Source organism: Microlunatus sagamiharensis (genome assembly GCF_900105785.1).
Taxonomy (GTDB): domain Bacteria; phylum Actinomycetota; class Actinomycetes; order Propionibacteriales; family Propionibacteriaceae; genus Microlunatus; species Microlunatus sagamiharensis.
In genome coordinates this window covers 2,179,257-2,194,113 of record NZ_LT629799.1, presented here as the reverse complement: position 1 = coordinate 2,194,113, position 14,857 = coordinate 2,179,257, and the positions used below count along the sequence as shown (strand labels likewise).

Below are 14,857 nucleotides of genomic sequence, written 5' to 3'. Positions count from 1 at the left end.
GCCACCCCCACAGGAGGTCGTCCATGTCCCCGCTGCTCTCCCCGTCCTCGCGCTCGTCGCGGACCTCATTCCGTGCGCTCGCCCCGGCCGTCGCGCTCGTGCTCGCCCCGCTGGCGCTGACCGCGTGCAGCGGCGACGACGAGGCACCGGCACCGGCCGGGGCCACCGAACCGGCCGCGGCGCCGTCGAGCTCGGCGCCGAGCCTGCCCAAGGGCGTCAAGCCCGCGGCGGTGCCGACCAAGGTGGCCAACGACGTCGACGACCGCAAGAACGTCGTCATGAGCGGCTGCAAGGCCACCGACGGCGGCTGGGGCGCGACGGGGACGGCGACCAACCCGGGCAAGGAGGACGTGACCTACAAGGTCACGGTCTTCTTCACCACCACCGCGGCCACGACGATCAACTCGGCCTCCACCGAGGTCGACGTCAAGGCCGGCGACACGGTCAAGTGGGACGCGGCGAAGAAGTTCACCGCGCCCGACGAGATGCTCTGCGTGCTCCGCGGGGTCGCCGCCGACTAGGGGCGCCAGGGGCGGTCCGCGCGGCTCGTACGGATCAGCCGAACGCCCAGCGGGGACCTGACCCGTGTGCGAGCCTCGTCCCGTCCCCGACGAAGACAAGGCCCCGATGACGACCGACGTCCCGCTCGACCGGCCGCTCTACGACGCCTCCTTCGCGCAGGCGGTACGGCGCTTCTGGGCGAAGTACGCCGTCTTCTCGGGCCGGGCAGGCCGGGCCGAGTACTGGTGGTGGGCGCTGGCCGCGGCCGTCGTCGGGCTGGTGCTCGAGGCGGTGCGGTTCGTGCTCGTCGGGGCGTCCCTCTCGGACTATCTCGCCTCGCCGTTGTACTCGCTCCGCTGGACGTCGGTGCCCTCGCTCGTCTGGTTCGCCGCGACGTTCGTGCCCACCCAGGCGCTCGGGGTGCGACGTCTCCACGACGGCGGGCGTACGGGGTGGTGGCAGCTGCTGTCCCTCGTCGTCTTCGCGACCAGCTTCGTGCAGACGCTGTTCCTCCCGAGGACGGTGTCGCTCACGACCCCGCCGCCGATGCTCACGGGTGTCCCGCTGCTGGTGACGGGCCTCGCGAGCGCGGTCACGCTCCTGGTCGAGGTCGTGCTCATCGTCTGGTACACCTCGCCGCCGGTGCCCGCGGGTGAGCGCTTCGAGCGGCCTCGGCGGTCCTGACCGGGCCAGTCGTCAGGTGTCGAGCGGGTCCGGGCGCACCGTCCGGCCACGGGACGCCGTCACGGCCCAGTCCTCGACCGTACGGAACGGGTGGCCGGGGGCGCCGCGCTCCGTGACTCAGGCCCGAGGTCGCCGGGTGGCGAGGCGACCGGCCAGCCAGAGCACGAGCCGGCCGAGGGCGAACACCAGGAACCGGGCCCCCACGGCCACCCGGACACCGACCAAGGGCTGTCGTGACGGCCAACCCTCGTCACCGACGATCGCCTGCGCGAGGTTCAGCAGGACGCCGAGGAGGAAGGTGACGGCGAGCCCCACCGTGAGCGCGGCGGACAGTCGGCCCTGTCGAACGGACGGTTCGGTGGTCATGCCGAGCATCGTCGCGCGATCGACCACCCTGCGCACGGTCTTCAGACCCACGGGCGCGACCGGTCTGTTCTGGGAGACGCCCCGAGGGCGATGGCGAGGAGCTGCGGTCCTCTGACCTGCGATGCTGCTCGGGTGGACGCCGACGGCAACGTGAAGACGTCGACCCTGGTCGTCGGGGTCGCGGTCGCACTCGCCCTGACCCTCCTGTGCGGTGCGCTGGCCGACGCCTTCGCTCCGCGGCTCCTCCCGTGGGCCTTCGTGCCCGCCCTCGTCTTCGTCGCGATCTACGTGCGGGCACTCCGACGCAGGGGCACCGTGAGGGGCGAGGAGCCGGAGCGCCGCTGACGCGACCTTCGAGCTCATGATCGGCGACGCGCACGAGAGAGCGCGAGTCGCATCACTGACACCACGCCCAGGGTCTGTCGGGACGCGCTGACGAGCCCGTCTCCTGCTGCGGGGCGAGCCACGCGAGCGGTTGGATGTCGACGTGTCTCCTGCTGCGAGGACCGATCCGGTCCTCACCGATCGGCTGCTGCTGACGCCGATCGGCGTCCAGCACGTCGACGAGCTCGCGATCCTCCACCAGGAACCGCTCGTCGACCACTGGACGGGACCGTGGACGCCGGCCCTCGTCCGGACCTGGGTGAACGGCATGGCGGAGCGCTGGGCCGTCGACGGCGTCGGGAAGTGGATCGCCCACGACCGCTCGACCGGCGTGCTCGTGGGTCGTGGAGGACTCAGCCGGATGGTCATCGGCGACGAGGCCGTGCTCGAGGTGGGCTGGGCGGTGCGCGATACGTCGACCGGCAATGGCTACGCCACCGAGATCGGACGAGCAGCCCTCGCCTGGGCAGCGACGTTCTCCCCCGAGGTCCCGGTCGTCGCCTTCACCGAGGTGCACAACGCGGCGTCGGTGGCGGTGATGCGACGTCTCGGCCTTCGTCGTTCAGGGGTGATCCACCGCGAGGGGCTGGTCGCCGGCCGGCCCGGCCTCCATGCCCGGGCGCCGTTCGTGCTCTACCGCCAGGACGTGGCCGGGCCGGGGAGGGCGTGAGCCGACGGACGCGCGCTCGAGGAGCACGGCAAGCGCGCTCAGCCCGTACTACCCGCCGTCCGGTCGCGGGGTCTCGTCCCTTCCTCCATCAGCGTCGTACTCCTTGACGGTGCGACGCCAGCTGAGGATCGACACCAGACCGATGCCGGCCCAGACGACGACCATCAGGATCCGCCAAGCGTCGGCGCTTGGGCTGACGAGGAGGGCGACGAGCCAGAGCACGGCGACGAGCAGACCCACCAGTCCCATCACCAGCTGCCAGACCGGCCGACGGGCGGGCCAGGGGCGCGGTACGGACATGTCGCTCATCCTCACCGCGCTGTCGAGCGTTCGCTCCTCGGGGTCGACCTCAGCGGAACCAGGCGGCCCGTCGCCGCGAGCCAGGGCTCAGTCGCCGCTGCCTCCTCGCCGGCGCGACGGGTGGCCGCGGGTGCGTGTCCGGGCGTTTCGGACGACGCGGAGCACGCTCGACGGGAGGTAGAGCGCAGCGCAGAGGCCCGTCAGGACGAGCGCGACCGTGTCGCGGCTCCAGCCCGGCGGCCACTCGCTGTCGAGAACCCGGATGATGAACAGCCCCAGCCAGAGGAGCCCGAGGAGGAGACCCGAGACTGGCGACTGGCTCACCCGCCACCAGGGCCGCTTGCCTCTCGTCACCGGGATCAGCTGCGTCGAGCCGTCCTCCTCGGTGACCTCGATCTGACCTCCACGGAACTCCGCGAGCGTGGAGGTCGCGCCCGTCAGTGCCTGGTCGCGGCTGACGGCCCGTCGCAGGGGTCGTGACGCGGCAGGCTCGCTGATGGTCCAGCCGTCCGCCTCCCGCCTGACGAGGAGCCGGGTGCTCCCGGTCTCGAGCGGTGGGTTGAGGAGCCGCTCGTGCAGACGTCTGAGGCGGGAGCCTCGTTCGGTGGAGCCGGGCTCGGCCATGGGCTCATCCCAGCACATCCGGCGGCTGCGTACGAGCCGGACGACGTGACGGGCACCGCGCACCATCGGCCACGGGGACAGGTCGAGGTGCGGGCGACGTCGAGGTACAGTCCTGCGCGTCGCGAAAATCGACGGCTGACCTCGTCCGCCGTCGCCTGCAGGCCGAGGTCACCCGACCCGGATCAGCGTCTCCCCAGGAGTGGCCCCTCGTGGTCACGCCCGGAGCTCGTGCGACGAGCTCCAGATCAGGAGCGCTCTCGTGTCCTTGCCCATCACCATCGTCGGCGCCGGCCTCGGCGGCCTCGTCCTCGCACGCGTCCTCGCCCTGCACGGCGTCGATGTCGTCGTCTACGAGGCCGAGACCTCGATCGACGCCCGCGCCCAGGGCGGCCTGCTCGACCTCCACGAGTACAACGGCCAGCCGGCGATCCGCGCGGCCGGCCTGTGGGACGAGTTCAGCGCCCTCGTCCGCCCGAACGAGGACGCCAAGCGGGTCGTCGACCAGGACGGGACGGTGCTGTTCGACCACCCCGGCAGCACGGACGGTGACCGCCCCGAGATCGACCGCGGCGACCTGCGGCGCATGCTGGTCGACTCGTTGCCGCCCGGCACGATCCGCTGGGGCCACAAGCTGACGTTGATCGGCGTCGACGGCGACGGGCGCCGCGAGCTGCGCTTCGCCGACGGGTCCCGGGTCAGCGCCGACGTGCTCGTGGGCGCCGACGGTGCGTGGTCGCGCGTGCGTCCGCTGCTCAGCGACGCCCGGCCGGGGTACAGCGGGGTGACCTTCGTCGAGACGACGCTGAAGGACGCGTCCCGTCGTCACCCGGCGGTCGCCGCGCTCGTCGGGGACGGGACGCTCATCGCTCCCTCGCCCGGGCAGGCGGTCATCGCCCACAAGCACGCGGACGGCAGCCTGACCACCTACGCCGCCGTGTCCCGGTCGGCCGAGTGGCTGGCCTCGGTCGACCTGGACGCCCCCGACGGGGGTCGGGCGGCGGTCGCAGCAGCGTTCGGGGAGTGGGCACCCGAGCTGCGCACACTGGTGACCGAGTCCGACGGCGCCCCGATCCTGAGGCCCATCCACGCCCTGCCCGTGGGGATCAGCTGGCCGCGGGTGCCAGGCGTGACGCTGGTCGGCGACGCCGCCCACCTGATGTCGCCCTTCGCCGGCGAGGGAGCGAACCTCGCCCTGCTCGACGGCGCCGAGCTCGCGCGCGCCCTCGTCGAGTCGCCCGACGACCTCGAGGCGGCGATCGCCGCGTACGAGCGCGAGCTCTTCCCCCGCAGCGAGACCTTCGCCCGGGCGAGCGCGTCGAACCTGGGGCTCTTCTTCGGCGAGGAGGCGCCGGGCTCGGTGGCCGGCATGTTCCGGCGGCTGGTGTCCTAGCGACGCCCGCGAGCCGGACCGCCCTCGACCGGCCGGCCGGGGGATCTCCCCGCCGGCCGTTCTCCGTCCCCACGTAGGTTGCCCGTCGCACCGGGCCACCCGGGCCTGGTGCCGGACCAACCCCGAGGAGCGCGATGACGACCGACGAGCCCGTGCCGGTCTACCTGGACTGCGACACCGGTATCGACGACGTCCTCGCCATCGCGTACCTCCTCGGCCGGCCGGACGTCCGGCTCGCCGGCATCGGGACGGTCTCGGGCAACATCGACGCGCGCACCGCCGCGCTGAACACGCTCCGGGTCCTGGACCTGTTCCGAGCCCCGGACGTCCCGGTGGCCAGCGGTGGGTGCGACTTCCTCACCCGCCGTTACGACGGTGCGCCGGCCGTGCACGGCACCGACGGCATCGGCGACGTCGGGCTCCCGGAGAGCGCCCGGGCGCTGTCCGACCAGAGCTCGGTCGAGATGCTCCTCGACCTCGCCCGTCGTCACCCCGGACGCCTCCGGGTGCTGGCGATCGGACCGCTCACCAACCTGGCGCAGGCCCTCCGCCAGGACCCCGACCTCGCCCAACTCGTGCGCGACGTGACCGTGATGGGCGGCGCGTTCCTCGTCGGCGGCAACATCACCCCGCACGCCGAGGCCAACGTCTACAACGACCCGGAGGCGGCCGCGGTCGTGTTCGACGCCCCGTGGGAGGTCACCGTCGTCCCCATCGACGTCGCCCGCGACCACCGCTTCGAGCAGGCGGACCTGACGGGCCTGGCCGGCAGCGCGTCGGCGGCGGTGCGCACGGTCGCCTCGATGCTCGACGTGTACGCCGACTTCTACGACGGCGTGTACGGCCGACGGCTGGCCGTCCTCTACGACCCGCTGGCCGCCGCGGTCCTGAGCGGCGACCTGGTCGTCACCCGGGACCTCGTCGGCCCCGTCACCGTCACCACCGGCGACGGTGCCGAACGTGGGCGCACCACGACGCCCGAGGCGCTCGAGCACGCCGAGACCGCGAGCCGACCCAGCCACCGCGTGGTTCTCGCCGTGGAACCAGGCTTCGCTCCGCAGCTCGTCGCGGCGCTCCAGTCTCTTGGGGAGCCGTGAGCGCGCCTTCCACCCCTGGTGGTCGACGGCCGAGAAGGACCATTCGCACAACGATCTCGGCCTGGTCTGGCGCTGGGGCCAGCGGCACGACATCGTGTCGTGCATGTCGACCTCGGTGGTGCTCGACCGGGCCGGACCCCGACCGCGACGCCGGCTCCCCGGGAGAGCCGCGGTCGTCCTGGTCGTGCTCCTGGGACTGCTGGTCACCGGCTGGTGGTGGGGCCGCGGTCCGCAGTCGTGGTGGACCGCACGGTCCTTCGTCGAGGCGCTGGAGCACGGCGACTGCGCCGCCGCCGCCAGGCACTACGCCGGCGAGAAGGCCAGCGTCGACTGCTCGCCCTCCGCGTACTGGCTGCCCGACGACCTGACCGGCTACACGCTGCACTGGGACCGGATCGGTCGTGGTCCCGACGACGACCAGGCGGCCGTGGCCGTCACGCTCCCGCAGGACGACGCCGCGTACAGCCTCCACATGGTGCGCCGGGGCACGGGCTGGGTCATCGACGAGGTCGACGTCAGCGCCTGAGGGCTCCTCCTGTGCGACGACGCCCGGCGCGGAGCCGCGCGTCGTCCACCCCTACGAGGACGAGCGCCCCCTCGGCCGGGCGCGGCTCAGCCGCCGGAGCCGGCGCGCACGTCCCAGCTGTAGGTCTGCCTGGCGTCACGGGGCCCGCCGTCGTTGCGGTCCCACCGGATCGACTCGTAGACGAGCTCGGTCTCGTCGAGCAGGCTCGGCGCGCCGATGACGACCTTGCCCACGTACGTCTTGCCCAGCGTGACCTTCTGCGTGCACACGTCGGTCTCGCAGCCGTCGATCTCGACCCCGGTCAGAGGGGTGCCGCTGAGAATCCGGGACAGCAGGGCCACCGAACCGGGGCCGGTGCGTGTCCTGGCGGCGATCGCGTCGAAGCTCGGCCTGCCGACCGCCGCCCCCGTGCCGGAACGGTAGCTCGTGTCGGCGGAGACGCCCTGGCTCCAGCTCTCGGTGGACAGGACGCCACGAGACGTCGTGGACGAGTTCAGGGTGGTCGTGTACCTCGTGTCGTCGGTCGAGGCGGCCACGGCCGTGCCGGACGGCGAGGAGGTCGCCTTCGTGACGTCGTAGGCCACGCTGACCGCCCGCGAGGTGTCGGGGGACGACGTGACCTTCTCGGTCCTCGGCACCAGGTGCAGCGTGGCGACGGCGCCGGCCGGCCCGGGCTCGACCGCGACGCGACCGAGGTAGACGTCGGTGAGGTCCAGCTGGAGGGTGCAGTGCCCGGTGCGGGTGTCGGTCGGACCGTCCGGTCGTTCCTGCGGGACGAGCTCGCCGGGGCGGCACATCTCCAGGCGGGCGGTGGGCACGGAGGTTCCCCTCGAGATGCTCGACAGCTGGGTGAGGACCGAGGAGGCCATCGGCAGCGTGACCTTCACGTCCCCGACACTAGGCTTGCCGGCGGCGGAGGTGGTACCCCCGAGGTTGACGCTCGCGCTGATCTCCTGGGTGAACCCGATGACCTCGACGGGTCCGGCGCTGCCGAGGGCCAGGCGGTAGGTGAGGCCGTACGGGTTGGGGTCGGCGACCTCGCCGCCGGCGGGCCCGGGGGGACCGGCCGGGCCGGGCGCACCGTCCTTCCCCGGCAGCCCGGGAGCTCCGTCCTTGCCGTCGAGGCCGGGCGCTCCGTCCTGGCCGGCTGGACCTTGCGTGTTCCAGGTCAGCCGCTTCTCCTTCGACGAGCACTTCGTCTTGGCCGAGACGACGCGCACGACGCCGGACTTGGTGTTCGAGCAGGCGGTGATGGTCGTCGACGGGGTCGCGGCGTTGACCAGTGCGGTCCCCGACAGGGACAGCCCGATCACCAGCGCGCTGATCCCGACGACACGGCTACGTCGCGACATGGGCACTTCTTCCAGGGGGGCAGGTCGTACGACCTGGCCGAGCAGCCCGAGCGGAGCAGACCCCCGGGGCGCGTCGCCCGGCACCAGAGCCCCTCGCCGGAGATGCTGCCACGAGACTCTCGCGGGCGGGCGCGTTCTGTGATTCTGCTGAGAACCTCGAGTCCCGGCCGTACGACTCCGACTCCGTACGGCCGGCGGGACCGATCAGCGAACGGCCCCTGAGGAGGTCTCCCGGATCAGGGCGATGGGGACCAGGGCCAGCAGGCACAGCGCGGCGATGAACAGGTAGTGCACGGTGAAGCCGAAGTGGCCGATGACGAAGCCCGCCACGGGGGCGGCCACCAGGCCCGACAGGCCCAGCCCGACGCCGATCATGATGCCGAGCCCCGACGAGGCCCCCTCGGGCACCGCGTCGATGATCGAGGCGTACATCACCGGGAAGGGGCTGTTGCGGAACAAACCCCACAGGATCAAGATCACCCAGGCCGACGTGAGCGAGCTGATGAAGATCATCAGCGCCACCGTCACGGCCCAGCCCACGGCGAGGATCGAGAGCGAGAACTTGCGGCCCTTGTGGTCGCTGACGGTGCCCCAGACGATCTGCCCGATCCAGCCGGTGATCCCCGACGCGCCCGACACGGTGATCGCCAGCGCCAGCGGCAGGCCCGCGTCACGGGTGAGCTGGACGGTCAGGAAGGTCACCACGCCCGCCTCGGCCCACAGGAAGAGGAAGTTGACCGCCACCGCGAGGCGGACGTTGCGCTCCCGCAGCGCCGCCTTCACCGACGTCCACGCGGCCCGGGTCGGCTTCTCGGTGCGCTCCTCGTCCAGCTCCTCCTCGGTCAGCGACGGCGTCATGCCGTGCTCGGTGATCCAGGAGTTGACCTTGGTGAGGTTGCGGCGGCGGGCGATGACGACCTGGATCACGACGATCGGGATCGCGATCAGCGGGATGAACAGGAAGGCCTCTCGCCAGCCCGCCGCGGCGACGACGCCGCCGATCAGCAGCAGCCCCACGAACTGCCCGAGGGGGAAGCCGGTGTGGTGGGTGCCCACGGCGAAGCCGCGGTTCTCCTTCTGCCACCACTCGCCGACCATGGTGACGTTGACGGGTTCCATGCCGCCGGTGCCGACACCCATGATCACGCGGTAGATCTGCAGCTGTCCGAGGGTCCTCGAGAAGGCGGTGAGGACCGAGGAGATGATCACGATGGCGACCGCGACCGCCCACGCCCAGGCACGACGGGCGCCCTTGCCGAGCGCGTCGCCGAAGATGCCGATCACGAGCCCGCCGATGGCGGTGCCGAAGAAGCTCAACCCCGTGAGGAGTCCGCCCTCGGCCTCGGTCAGGCCGAACTCGCTCAGGATGGCCGGCAGCACCGCAGGCAGGATCCCGCGGTCCACCGAGTTGATCAAGATCGCCCCGGTGGTGACCACGAGCATCCACCACGAGATCGGATGGGCGTGGGGGAGGAAGCGCCGGAAGCCGACGGTGGGCTGCGGGGTGCTCGGATGCGCGGTGGTCATGGACGGCCTGTCCTCCCCTGGTCCGGCCTCGATGCCAGACTCCAGAGTGACCCTAACCACATCGGGAGCGGTCGCCCAGACCTGCCGTCATGCTCGTCCCGCGGGCGCAGCACGCGGCGTCCCCACCCAGACCGCCGCGTCGACCACCTCGACCGCGCGGCCGGGGTGGAACCAGCAGCCCCTCCCGACGAAGCAGGTGCCGTGAAGACCGAGTGGAAGGCCACCGACGACCCGCGGTGGCCGTTGACGGTCCTCGTGCACGTGGTCGTCGCAGCCGTGGTGGTCGCGCTCGTCGTGGGCGTCTGGCACCGACCAGTCGGACTCGTCCTGGCCTACCCGGCCGCGAGCCTGCTCGCCGTGCTCGGCGTGGTCAGAGGCCGGGTGCGGCTGACCGACGAAGGCGTCGAGGTGCGCAGGCTGAGGACCCGGGTGTATCGCTGGTCCGACATCGTGTCGGCCGAGCGTGCACCGGAGTGGGAGGACACCTCCCTCGTGTGGCTACGACGGCGCGGCGCCGTGCCCACCTCGTCGCCCGACGTGCTCGCTCTGCCGGGTCTTCGCCGTGGAGGCCCAACCGACGAGATCCTCGACGACCTGGTCGCTCTCATCCGCCGGCGAGCCGGGATCGACGAGAGGGGCGCGGCCGCCTCCACTCCCTCCGCCGCTCCCTGATCGGCTCTCGTGAGCAGGCCGACCAGGGCACCTGTTCGCCGGTCGGGCACCGGACTCGCGCGATCGTCGCCCCCCAGATCGCCGAACTCGGGCGCGACGTGTGTGATCAGGGCACGGCGCAGATCGAGGGACTGCTCAGACCCGAGGCCCTCTCCACCACGATGGGTCCGAGGTGTCCCACCCACGTCGTGATCGGAAGGCGGACTTCGTGCAGACGATCCGACCGGATCCAGCGCCTGGACCCGACCCGACCCCTCACCAGCTGCTCAAGAAGGCGGTGCCCGCAGCACTCGGCGCTGGTGTCGCCGGAGCGGTCGTTGCACTGGTGGCCCATCGTCCGGTGGTCTACGCCTTGCTGTGGATCGGGGCCTGGTTGGTGATCTTCGGTGTTGGAAACCTGCTGCACCGCAGGGACCGATGACGACCGCTGGAGCACCGGGGCCATCGCTCTGGAACGAAGCCTGCGGATCTCGGTCGACGTGCGCTCGCGAGTCGATCGCTGTGCGAGGCGTGCCTCAGGACCTAGGACGCTCGACTTCGCTTCGAACGGCGGGTCGCTCGGGAGCGCGGACCGAGATCACCGGAGTCGTGGATGGAGGTGGGCCCGGTCTAGGCGACACCCTCGGCGGTCAAGACGTCGTCGACGTAAGCGCGAACGGGCTGACGGCGAGCCCCGGCGAGCAGGCGCGCCCGGTCCTTCTCGATGCGGACCTGGTGGATCTCGCGATCGCCGACCGTGAGGTGGTACGTCTTGGTCAGGCTCACCGACAACGTCCGCAGGTCGCGCACCACCGAGTGCCCATCAACCGTGACGGCCAGGTTGCCCCAGAACTTGTTGAAGCTGAAGACGACGCGATGCCTCTCCTGCTGACCCACCTCGAACTCGAGCTGCATCGACCTCGACCGCACGCCGACCAGCAGGGCGATCAAGAGGAGCAGGGCGGCGACCCCTCCGTCCCAGCTCCACGCGGCCAGGGCGTAGGTCAGGCATGCGAGCGCCAGCACTCCGCAGACGAGTCCACCCACCACGCGGGCGCGCGCGTCGCCGCTGAACGGTGGCGCAGCGTCAGTCACGACCCGAGCCTCTCTTCGTGAGGCCGATGCCGGTCCCGACAGCCAGCGCGGTCAAGGGCAGGACGACGATCGGGACGATGCTGTCCGACAGGGTCACCACCGATCGGGAGACGACCTCGCTGAGCACGAGCACCACGAGCGCGATCAAGCCGACCACCAGCCATCTCGCCACGACGTGAGCGTACGGCTGGTCGCTGTCGTGCGCTCAGCCTCTGAGGACGTGGTCTCGGCTTCTCGTACGCCGACGTCCTCCGAGAACGACGCACTTCACCAACGGTGCATCGAGCAGCGCAGGAAGCAGCCGGACCTCGATGCGGTGGCTGTGGGGTCCGCTGGCGACCCGGGTCTGAGAGAGTCGCCGCATGTCGTCTGCTCGACGCGTGCTCGTCGCCTTCCTCGTCGGCGCCGTGGCCGCTCTGATCTACGGACTGGTGAGCCACTACAGCTCGGGCAGGGTCTCGCCCGCGGGCGCTCCGGTCGTCGGCGCTCTCATCGCCGTCGGCTTCTACGTCCTGGTCCTGAGAAGGCGTGGACCCTGATCGTCCTCCAACTGCTCCCCACGGTCTGCCCGTGTCCCGTCCGTCCGACGAGGACACGTCGAGGCCGTTCCGGCGGTGCCTGCCCGGGCTTCCCGCCGTCCCCGCTCGTCTGACCCTCGTCGGTCGGTCGACGACGGGTGGTGCAGGCCGCTTTGCATTCCTGGAAGCGGCGCCGATACCACCGGCACGCATCGGACGTCTGCCAGACGTCGGCGGCATACTCGACCGCGTGGGCACGTCGGACGACGACTCGAGGGGCCGCTCGCGGTGGTCCGGCCCGCTCCTCGTGTTCGCCGCCCTGAACCTGGTTCTCCAGCTGGCTCTCCCGGCGCTCGGCGTGCCCCGTGCGATCGCCACGCTCGTGGCACTACTGGCTTCGGCGACGGTCGTGGTCGTCGGCGTGCTGCTGATGGCGCGACGGGGACCCGACCGCTCGCCTCTCGACTGACTTCACGAGCGACCGAGGACGGCTGACGTGCAGGACGCGTCGGAGAGCGGTGCGGGGTTCAGAGGGTGGCTCTGGTGCGCTCGGGAAGCGACCTCGGACGAGACACGCCAGCCTGACCGCATCCTGCCTGTCGCGGTCGGTGGCCCACGCCGATCGGGATCCGCGTACCCCTTCCAGGCTCTGGCCGCGGCTGGGTTGCCCGGCCCGACGGTCTCGCCGAGGTCGGCTCATCGTGTCCGGGCCCGGGGTGCAGGGTTGACCACCCTGGGGTTGAGCCTGGGGTTGAGCGACGACCCGGAAAGATCAACGGTGCGGTTGACGATCCGCGGTCAGCTCCACGACAGACTCTTTCCCGACGGGGATCTGGCTTCACGCCATCCGGGGGGGGAGTGGCGTGGAGCTGTCAGGCAACCAGCAGGAGAGGACTCGGATGATCGACGAGCTCTCGCTGCCGCGGTTGCTCCGGCTGATCTCCGCAGGAGTGGTTGTCGCAGGATCGGTGTCCGTGGCGCGAGGGGGGACCGTCCCGGCACCGACCAGCAACCGTTCCGCTCTCGAGACGCCGCCGCCCGGTCCAGGCCGGCGGCGGCGTCTCGACCGCATCGCCCGTGTGGAGCACCTCCTCGGGTGCCGGTCACCACGACGGGTGATGACGAGCAGCCTTCGCCCGGCGGCCCGTGCCGGCCCACCTCCTTCTCCCGGCAGCGGATCAGGACTGTGACAGCGTCTGGGTCGGTGACGGTCGAGAGCCTGCGCGGTGGGGAGTTCGCGCGTGTGTTCATCACGATCGGCTGGGTCTGCACCGCGGTCGTCGGGGTGGTGACGGCGGCGGTCGGCCTGCCGTCGGGGAGAGCAGCGGCGACGTCGGTCGTGGTCCTCACGGTCGTCGGTCTCGTCAGCTGGAGCGCCACCCTGTGGACGACGGAAGAGCCGGGCTGGATCCTTCCGTGCCTGGCGGTCACCGGCGTCTGCGGGGCGGGCCTGGACGCGATCCACTCCTCGGGGCCCGGTTACGTGCTCTGCTACATGGCCGTGGCCGCGATCGGGTTGCGACGCCGGGGCCTGGCGGCCGGGTTGGTCGCAGGTCTGGTGGGCGCCGGTCTGGTCGCAGCGGAAGCATCGGTCTCGCCGGAGCCCGTCAGCGCCGCCGTCGGCAGCGGCATCGGCGTCGCCTTCGTGTTCGTCGCCACCAGGTTCGCCGGCGCCAACCGCGACGCCGCGCTGCGCGTCCAGGCGCTCCACGCCCAGGAGCGGGCCACCCGCGTCGCCCAGAACGAGGCCGCGGTGCTGGCCGAGCGCGCGCGCCTGGCCCGCGAGCTGCACGACGTCCTGGCCCACACGTTGTCCGGGCTCGCGATCCAGCTGGAAGCCGCGCGCATGCTGGCCGAGCACGTGCACGCCGACCCGCGGCTGATCGACCACCTCGCCACCTCCCACCAGCTGACCCGGGACGGCCTGGTCAACGCCCGTCGGGCCGTGGTGACGCTGCGCGACGACACCCCGTACGGGGTCCGGCAGCTCCCCTCGCTGATCGAGCTGACGCGACGCACCACCCACCTCGCCATCACCGCGGAGGAGAGCGGGCTCCCGGTGGACCTGCCGGCCGAGCTCGACCTCGTCGTCTACCGCACCGTCCAGGAGTCGCTGACCAACGCGGCCAAGCACGCCGGGCCCGATGCCACCGTCGACGTGCTCCTGCGGTGGACTGCTCAGGTGCTGACGGTCGAGGTCCGCGACGACGGCGGGACGGTCGCCGCCCCTGCGCCCGAGGGCGGTCACGGTCTGGCCGGTCTTCGCGAGCGGGCCGGCCTGTGCGGGGGAGCGCTCCAGGCGGGGCCCTGCGCGGGCGGCTGGAGGGTCGAGCTGACCCTGCCGCTGCCGGCACTGCGGCCGACCAGCGGTCAGGCGGCTCGCCCGTGAGCGGGACCGATGCGGTTCCGGCTCCCGTCCGGGTGCTGGTCGTGGACGACCAGCAGGTGATCCGGGAGGGGCTGAGCATGATGCTCGGACTGCTGGACGACCTGGAGGTCGTGGGCGCAGCGGTGGACGGTGACGACGCCCTGCGTCAGATCGCCGATCACGACCCTGACGTCGTCCTGATGGACCTGAAGATGCCGGTCCGGAACGGCATCGACACGATCACGGAGATGCGGGCGCGAGGCAGCCGAGCCCGCGTGGTCGTCATGACGACGTACGACGAGGACGAGTGGGTGTTCTCGGCGCTGCGCGCCGGCGCGTTGGGCTTCCTGACCAAGGACGTCGGAGCCACCGAGATCAGGAGCGCCATCATGGCGGTCGCGACCGGGCGAGCCCAGCTCGACCCCGGGGTGCAGCGCAAGCTCCTGGAGATGCTGACCGCCGGCTCCGGCTTCGGGACCGCACAGGCGGCGGAACGCGCTCCCGCCCCACTTCCCGGCCTCACCGCCCGTGAGTGCGAGATCCTGGACGAGATCGCCCAGGGACTCGACAACAACCAGATCGCCGAGCGGTTGAGCATCTCCCTGGCCACGGTGAAGACCCACGTCAACCACCTGCTGAGCAAGACCGGGTGCACCAACCGAGCGGGCCTGGTCATCTACGCCTACGAAGCAGGCCGGGTCGATCCACGGCCCGGCGGCTCGCCCTGAGCCCGAGCGCCCGATGCTCGGGGCAGCGACCTCACGGGCACCGGCGCGACAGCGGTCCCTCCCGCCGACCAGCGCT

The 14,857-nt window shown here is 71.8% G+C and carries 19 protein-coding genes; 12 read left to right on the top strand and 7 right to left on the bottom strand.

Annotated features, from left to right (window positions below):
* Positions 1–23: 23 nt before the first annotated feature.
* Positions 24–521, top strand: a complete 498-nt coding sequence (locus tag BLU42_RS10005; protein WP_091074307.1) for a hypothetical protein — start codon at positions 24–26, stop codon at positions 519–521.
* Between the two features lie 106 nt (positions 522–627).
* On the top strand, positions 628–1,185 hold the full coding sequence (locus BLU42_RS10000; protein WP_091074306.1) for a DUF805 domain-containing protein: 558 nt from the start codon (positions 628–630) through the stop codon (positions 1,183–1,185).
* Between the two features lie 117 nt (positions 1,186–1,302).
* Here the strand turns inward: BLU42_RS10000 and BLU42_RS09995 are convergent, their stop codons facing one another.
* The gene (locus tag BLU42_RS09995) at positions 1,303–1,551 is read right to left on the bottom strand and encodes a hypothetical protein (protein ID WP_157719923.1); all 249 of its coding nucleotides are present in this window, start codon (positions 1,549–1,551) and stop codon (positions 1,303–1,305) included.
* A 132-nt stretch (positions 1,552–1,683) separates the two neighbouring features.
* On the opposite strand from BLU42_RS09995, the gene BLU42_RS09990 reads away from it, so the two are divergent.
* Together BLU42_RS09990 and BLU42_RS09985 are read left to right on the top strand one after the other, a co-directional pair.
* Complete coding sequence (locus BLU42_RS09990; RefSeq protein ID WP_091074304.1) at positions 1,684–1,896, top strand: hypothetical protein; 213 nt, start codon at positions 1,684–1,686, stop codon at positions 1,894–1,896.
* A gap of 142 nt (positions 1,897–2,038) precedes the next feature.
* Positions 2,039–2,605, top strand: a complete 567-nt coding sequence (locus BLU42_RS09985) for a GNAT family N-acetyltransferase (protein ID WP_157719922.1) — start codon at positions 2,039–2,041, stop codon at positions 2,603–2,605.
* Positions 2,606–2,653: 48 nt separating this feature from the next.
* Here BLU42_RS09985 and BLU42_RS09980 read toward each other — a convergent pair whose 3' ends face one another.
* Complete coding sequence (locus BLU42_RS09980) at positions 2,654–2,905, bottom strand: hypothetical protein (protein WP_157719921.1); 252 nt, start codon at positions 2,903–2,905, stop codon at positions 2,654–2,656.
* A gap of 87 nt (positions 2,906–2,992) precedes the next feature.
* Positions 2,993–3,529 (bottom strand): hypothetical protein, encoded by a 537-nt coding sequence (locus BLU42_RS09975; RefSeq protein WP_091074301.1) that lies wholly within the window; start codon positions 3,527–3,529, stop codon positions 2,993–2,995.
* Positions 3,530–3,788: 259 nt separating this feature from the next.
* Here BLU42_RS09975 and BLU42_RS09970 point away from each other — a divergent pair, with 259 nt between their 5' ends.
* The 3 genes from BLU42_RS09970 to BLU42_RS09960 all read left to right on the top strand — a co-directional run bounded on the left by BLU42_RS09970 (position 3,789) and on the right by BLU42_RS09960 (position 6,542).
* Positions 3,789–4,919: an FAD-dependent oxidoreductase gene (locus BLU42_RS09970; RefSeq protein ID WP_091074300.1), complete on the top strand. Its 1,131-nt coding sequence runs from the start codon at positions 3,789–3,791 to the stop codon at positions 4,917–4,919.
* A 134-nt stretch (positions 4,920–5,053) separates the two neighbouring features.
* Positions 5,054–6,016 (top strand): nucleoside hydrolase, encoded by a 963-nt coding sequence (locus tag BLU42_RS09965; RefSeq protein ID WP_091074299.1) that lies wholly within the window; start codon positions 5,054–5,056, stop codon positions 6,014–6,016.
* A gap of 103 nt (positions 6,017–6,119) precedes the next feature.
* Positions 6,120–6,542, top strand: coding sequence for a hypothetical protein (locus tag BLU42_RS09960; RefSeq protein WP_157719920.1), 423 nt, complete (start codon positions 6,120–6,122; stop codon positions 6,540–6,542).
* 86 nt (positions 6,543–6,628) lie between these two features.
* Here BLU42_RS09960 and BLU42_RS09955 read toward each other — a convergent pair whose 3' ends face one another.
* Positions 6,629–7,894 (bottom strand): type VI secretion system tube protein Hcp, encoded by a 1,266-nt coding sequence (locus BLU42_RS09955; protein ID WP_091074297.1) that lies wholly within the window; start codon positions 7,892–7,894, stop codon positions 6,629–6,631.
* Positions 7,895–8,098: 204 nt separating this feature from the next.
* A complete protein-coding gene (locus BLU42_RS09950; protein ID WP_197680702.1) occupies positions 8,099–9,421 on the bottom strand; it encodes an MFS transporter in 1,323 nt (440 codons plus the stop codon).
* A gap of 201 nt (positions 9,422–9,622) precedes the next feature.
* On the opposite strand from BLU42_RS09950, the gene BLU42_RS09945 reads away from it, so the two are divergent.
* Positions 9,623–10,093, top strand: a complete 471-nt coding sequence (locus BLU42_RS09945) for a hypothetical protein (protein WP_091074296.1) — start codon at positions 9,623–9,625, stop codon at positions 10,091–10,093.
* Between the two features lie 609 nt (positions 10,094–10,702).
* On the opposite strand, the gene BLU42_RS21080 is transcribed toward BLU42_RS09945, so the two are convergent.
* Positions 10,703–11,167, bottom strand: a complete 465-nt coding sequence (locus BLU42_RS21080; RefSeq protein WP_197680701.1) for a hypothetical protein — start codon at positions 11,165–11,167, stop codon at positions 10,703–10,705.
* Positions 11,160–11,339, bottom strand: coding sequence for a hypothetical protein (locus BLU42_RS20595; protein ID WP_157719919.1), 180 nt, complete (start codon positions 11,337–11,339; stop codon positions 11,160–11,162). Before BLU42_RS20595 ends, BLU42_RS21080 begins: the two co-directional genes overlap by 8 nt.
* A 190-nt stretch (positions 11,340–11,529) precedes the next feature.
* Here BLU42_RS20595 and BLU42_RS20590 point away from each other — a divergent pair, with 190 nt between their 5' ends.
* The 4 genes from BLU42_RS20590 to BLU42_RS09920 all read left to right on the top strand — a co-directional run bounded on the left by BLU42_RS20590 (position 11,530) and on the right by BLU42_RS09920 (position 14,781).
* Positions 11,530–11,706, top strand: a complete 177-nt coding sequence (locus BLU42_RS20590; RefSeq protein WP_157719918.1) for a hypothetical protein — start codon at positions 11,530–11,532, stop codon at positions 11,704–11,706.
* 229 nt (positions 11,707–11,935) lie between these two features.
* The gene (locus tag BLU42_RS09930) at positions 11,936–12,154 is read left to right on the top strand and encodes a hypothetical protein (protein ID WP_091074294.1); all 219 of its coding nucleotides are present in this window, start codon (positions 11,936–11,938) and stop codon (positions 12,152–12,154) included.
* A gap of 735 nt (positions 12,155–12,889) precedes the next feature.
* Entirely contained in the window at positions 12,890–14,074 is a 1,185-nt protein-coding gene (locus BLU42_RS09925) for a sensor histidine kinase (protein WP_091074293.1), read from the top strand.
* On the top strand, positions 14,071–14,781 hold the full coding sequence (locus tag BLU42_RS09920) for a response regulator (RefSeq protein ID WP_231918542.1): 711 nt from the start codon (positions 14,071–14,073) through the stop codon (positions 14,779–14,781). The genes BLU42_RS09925 and BLU42_RS09920 overlap by 4 nt, the downstream gene beginning before the upstream one ends.
* The last annotated feature ends 76 nt before the right edge of the window (positions 14,782–14,857 follow it).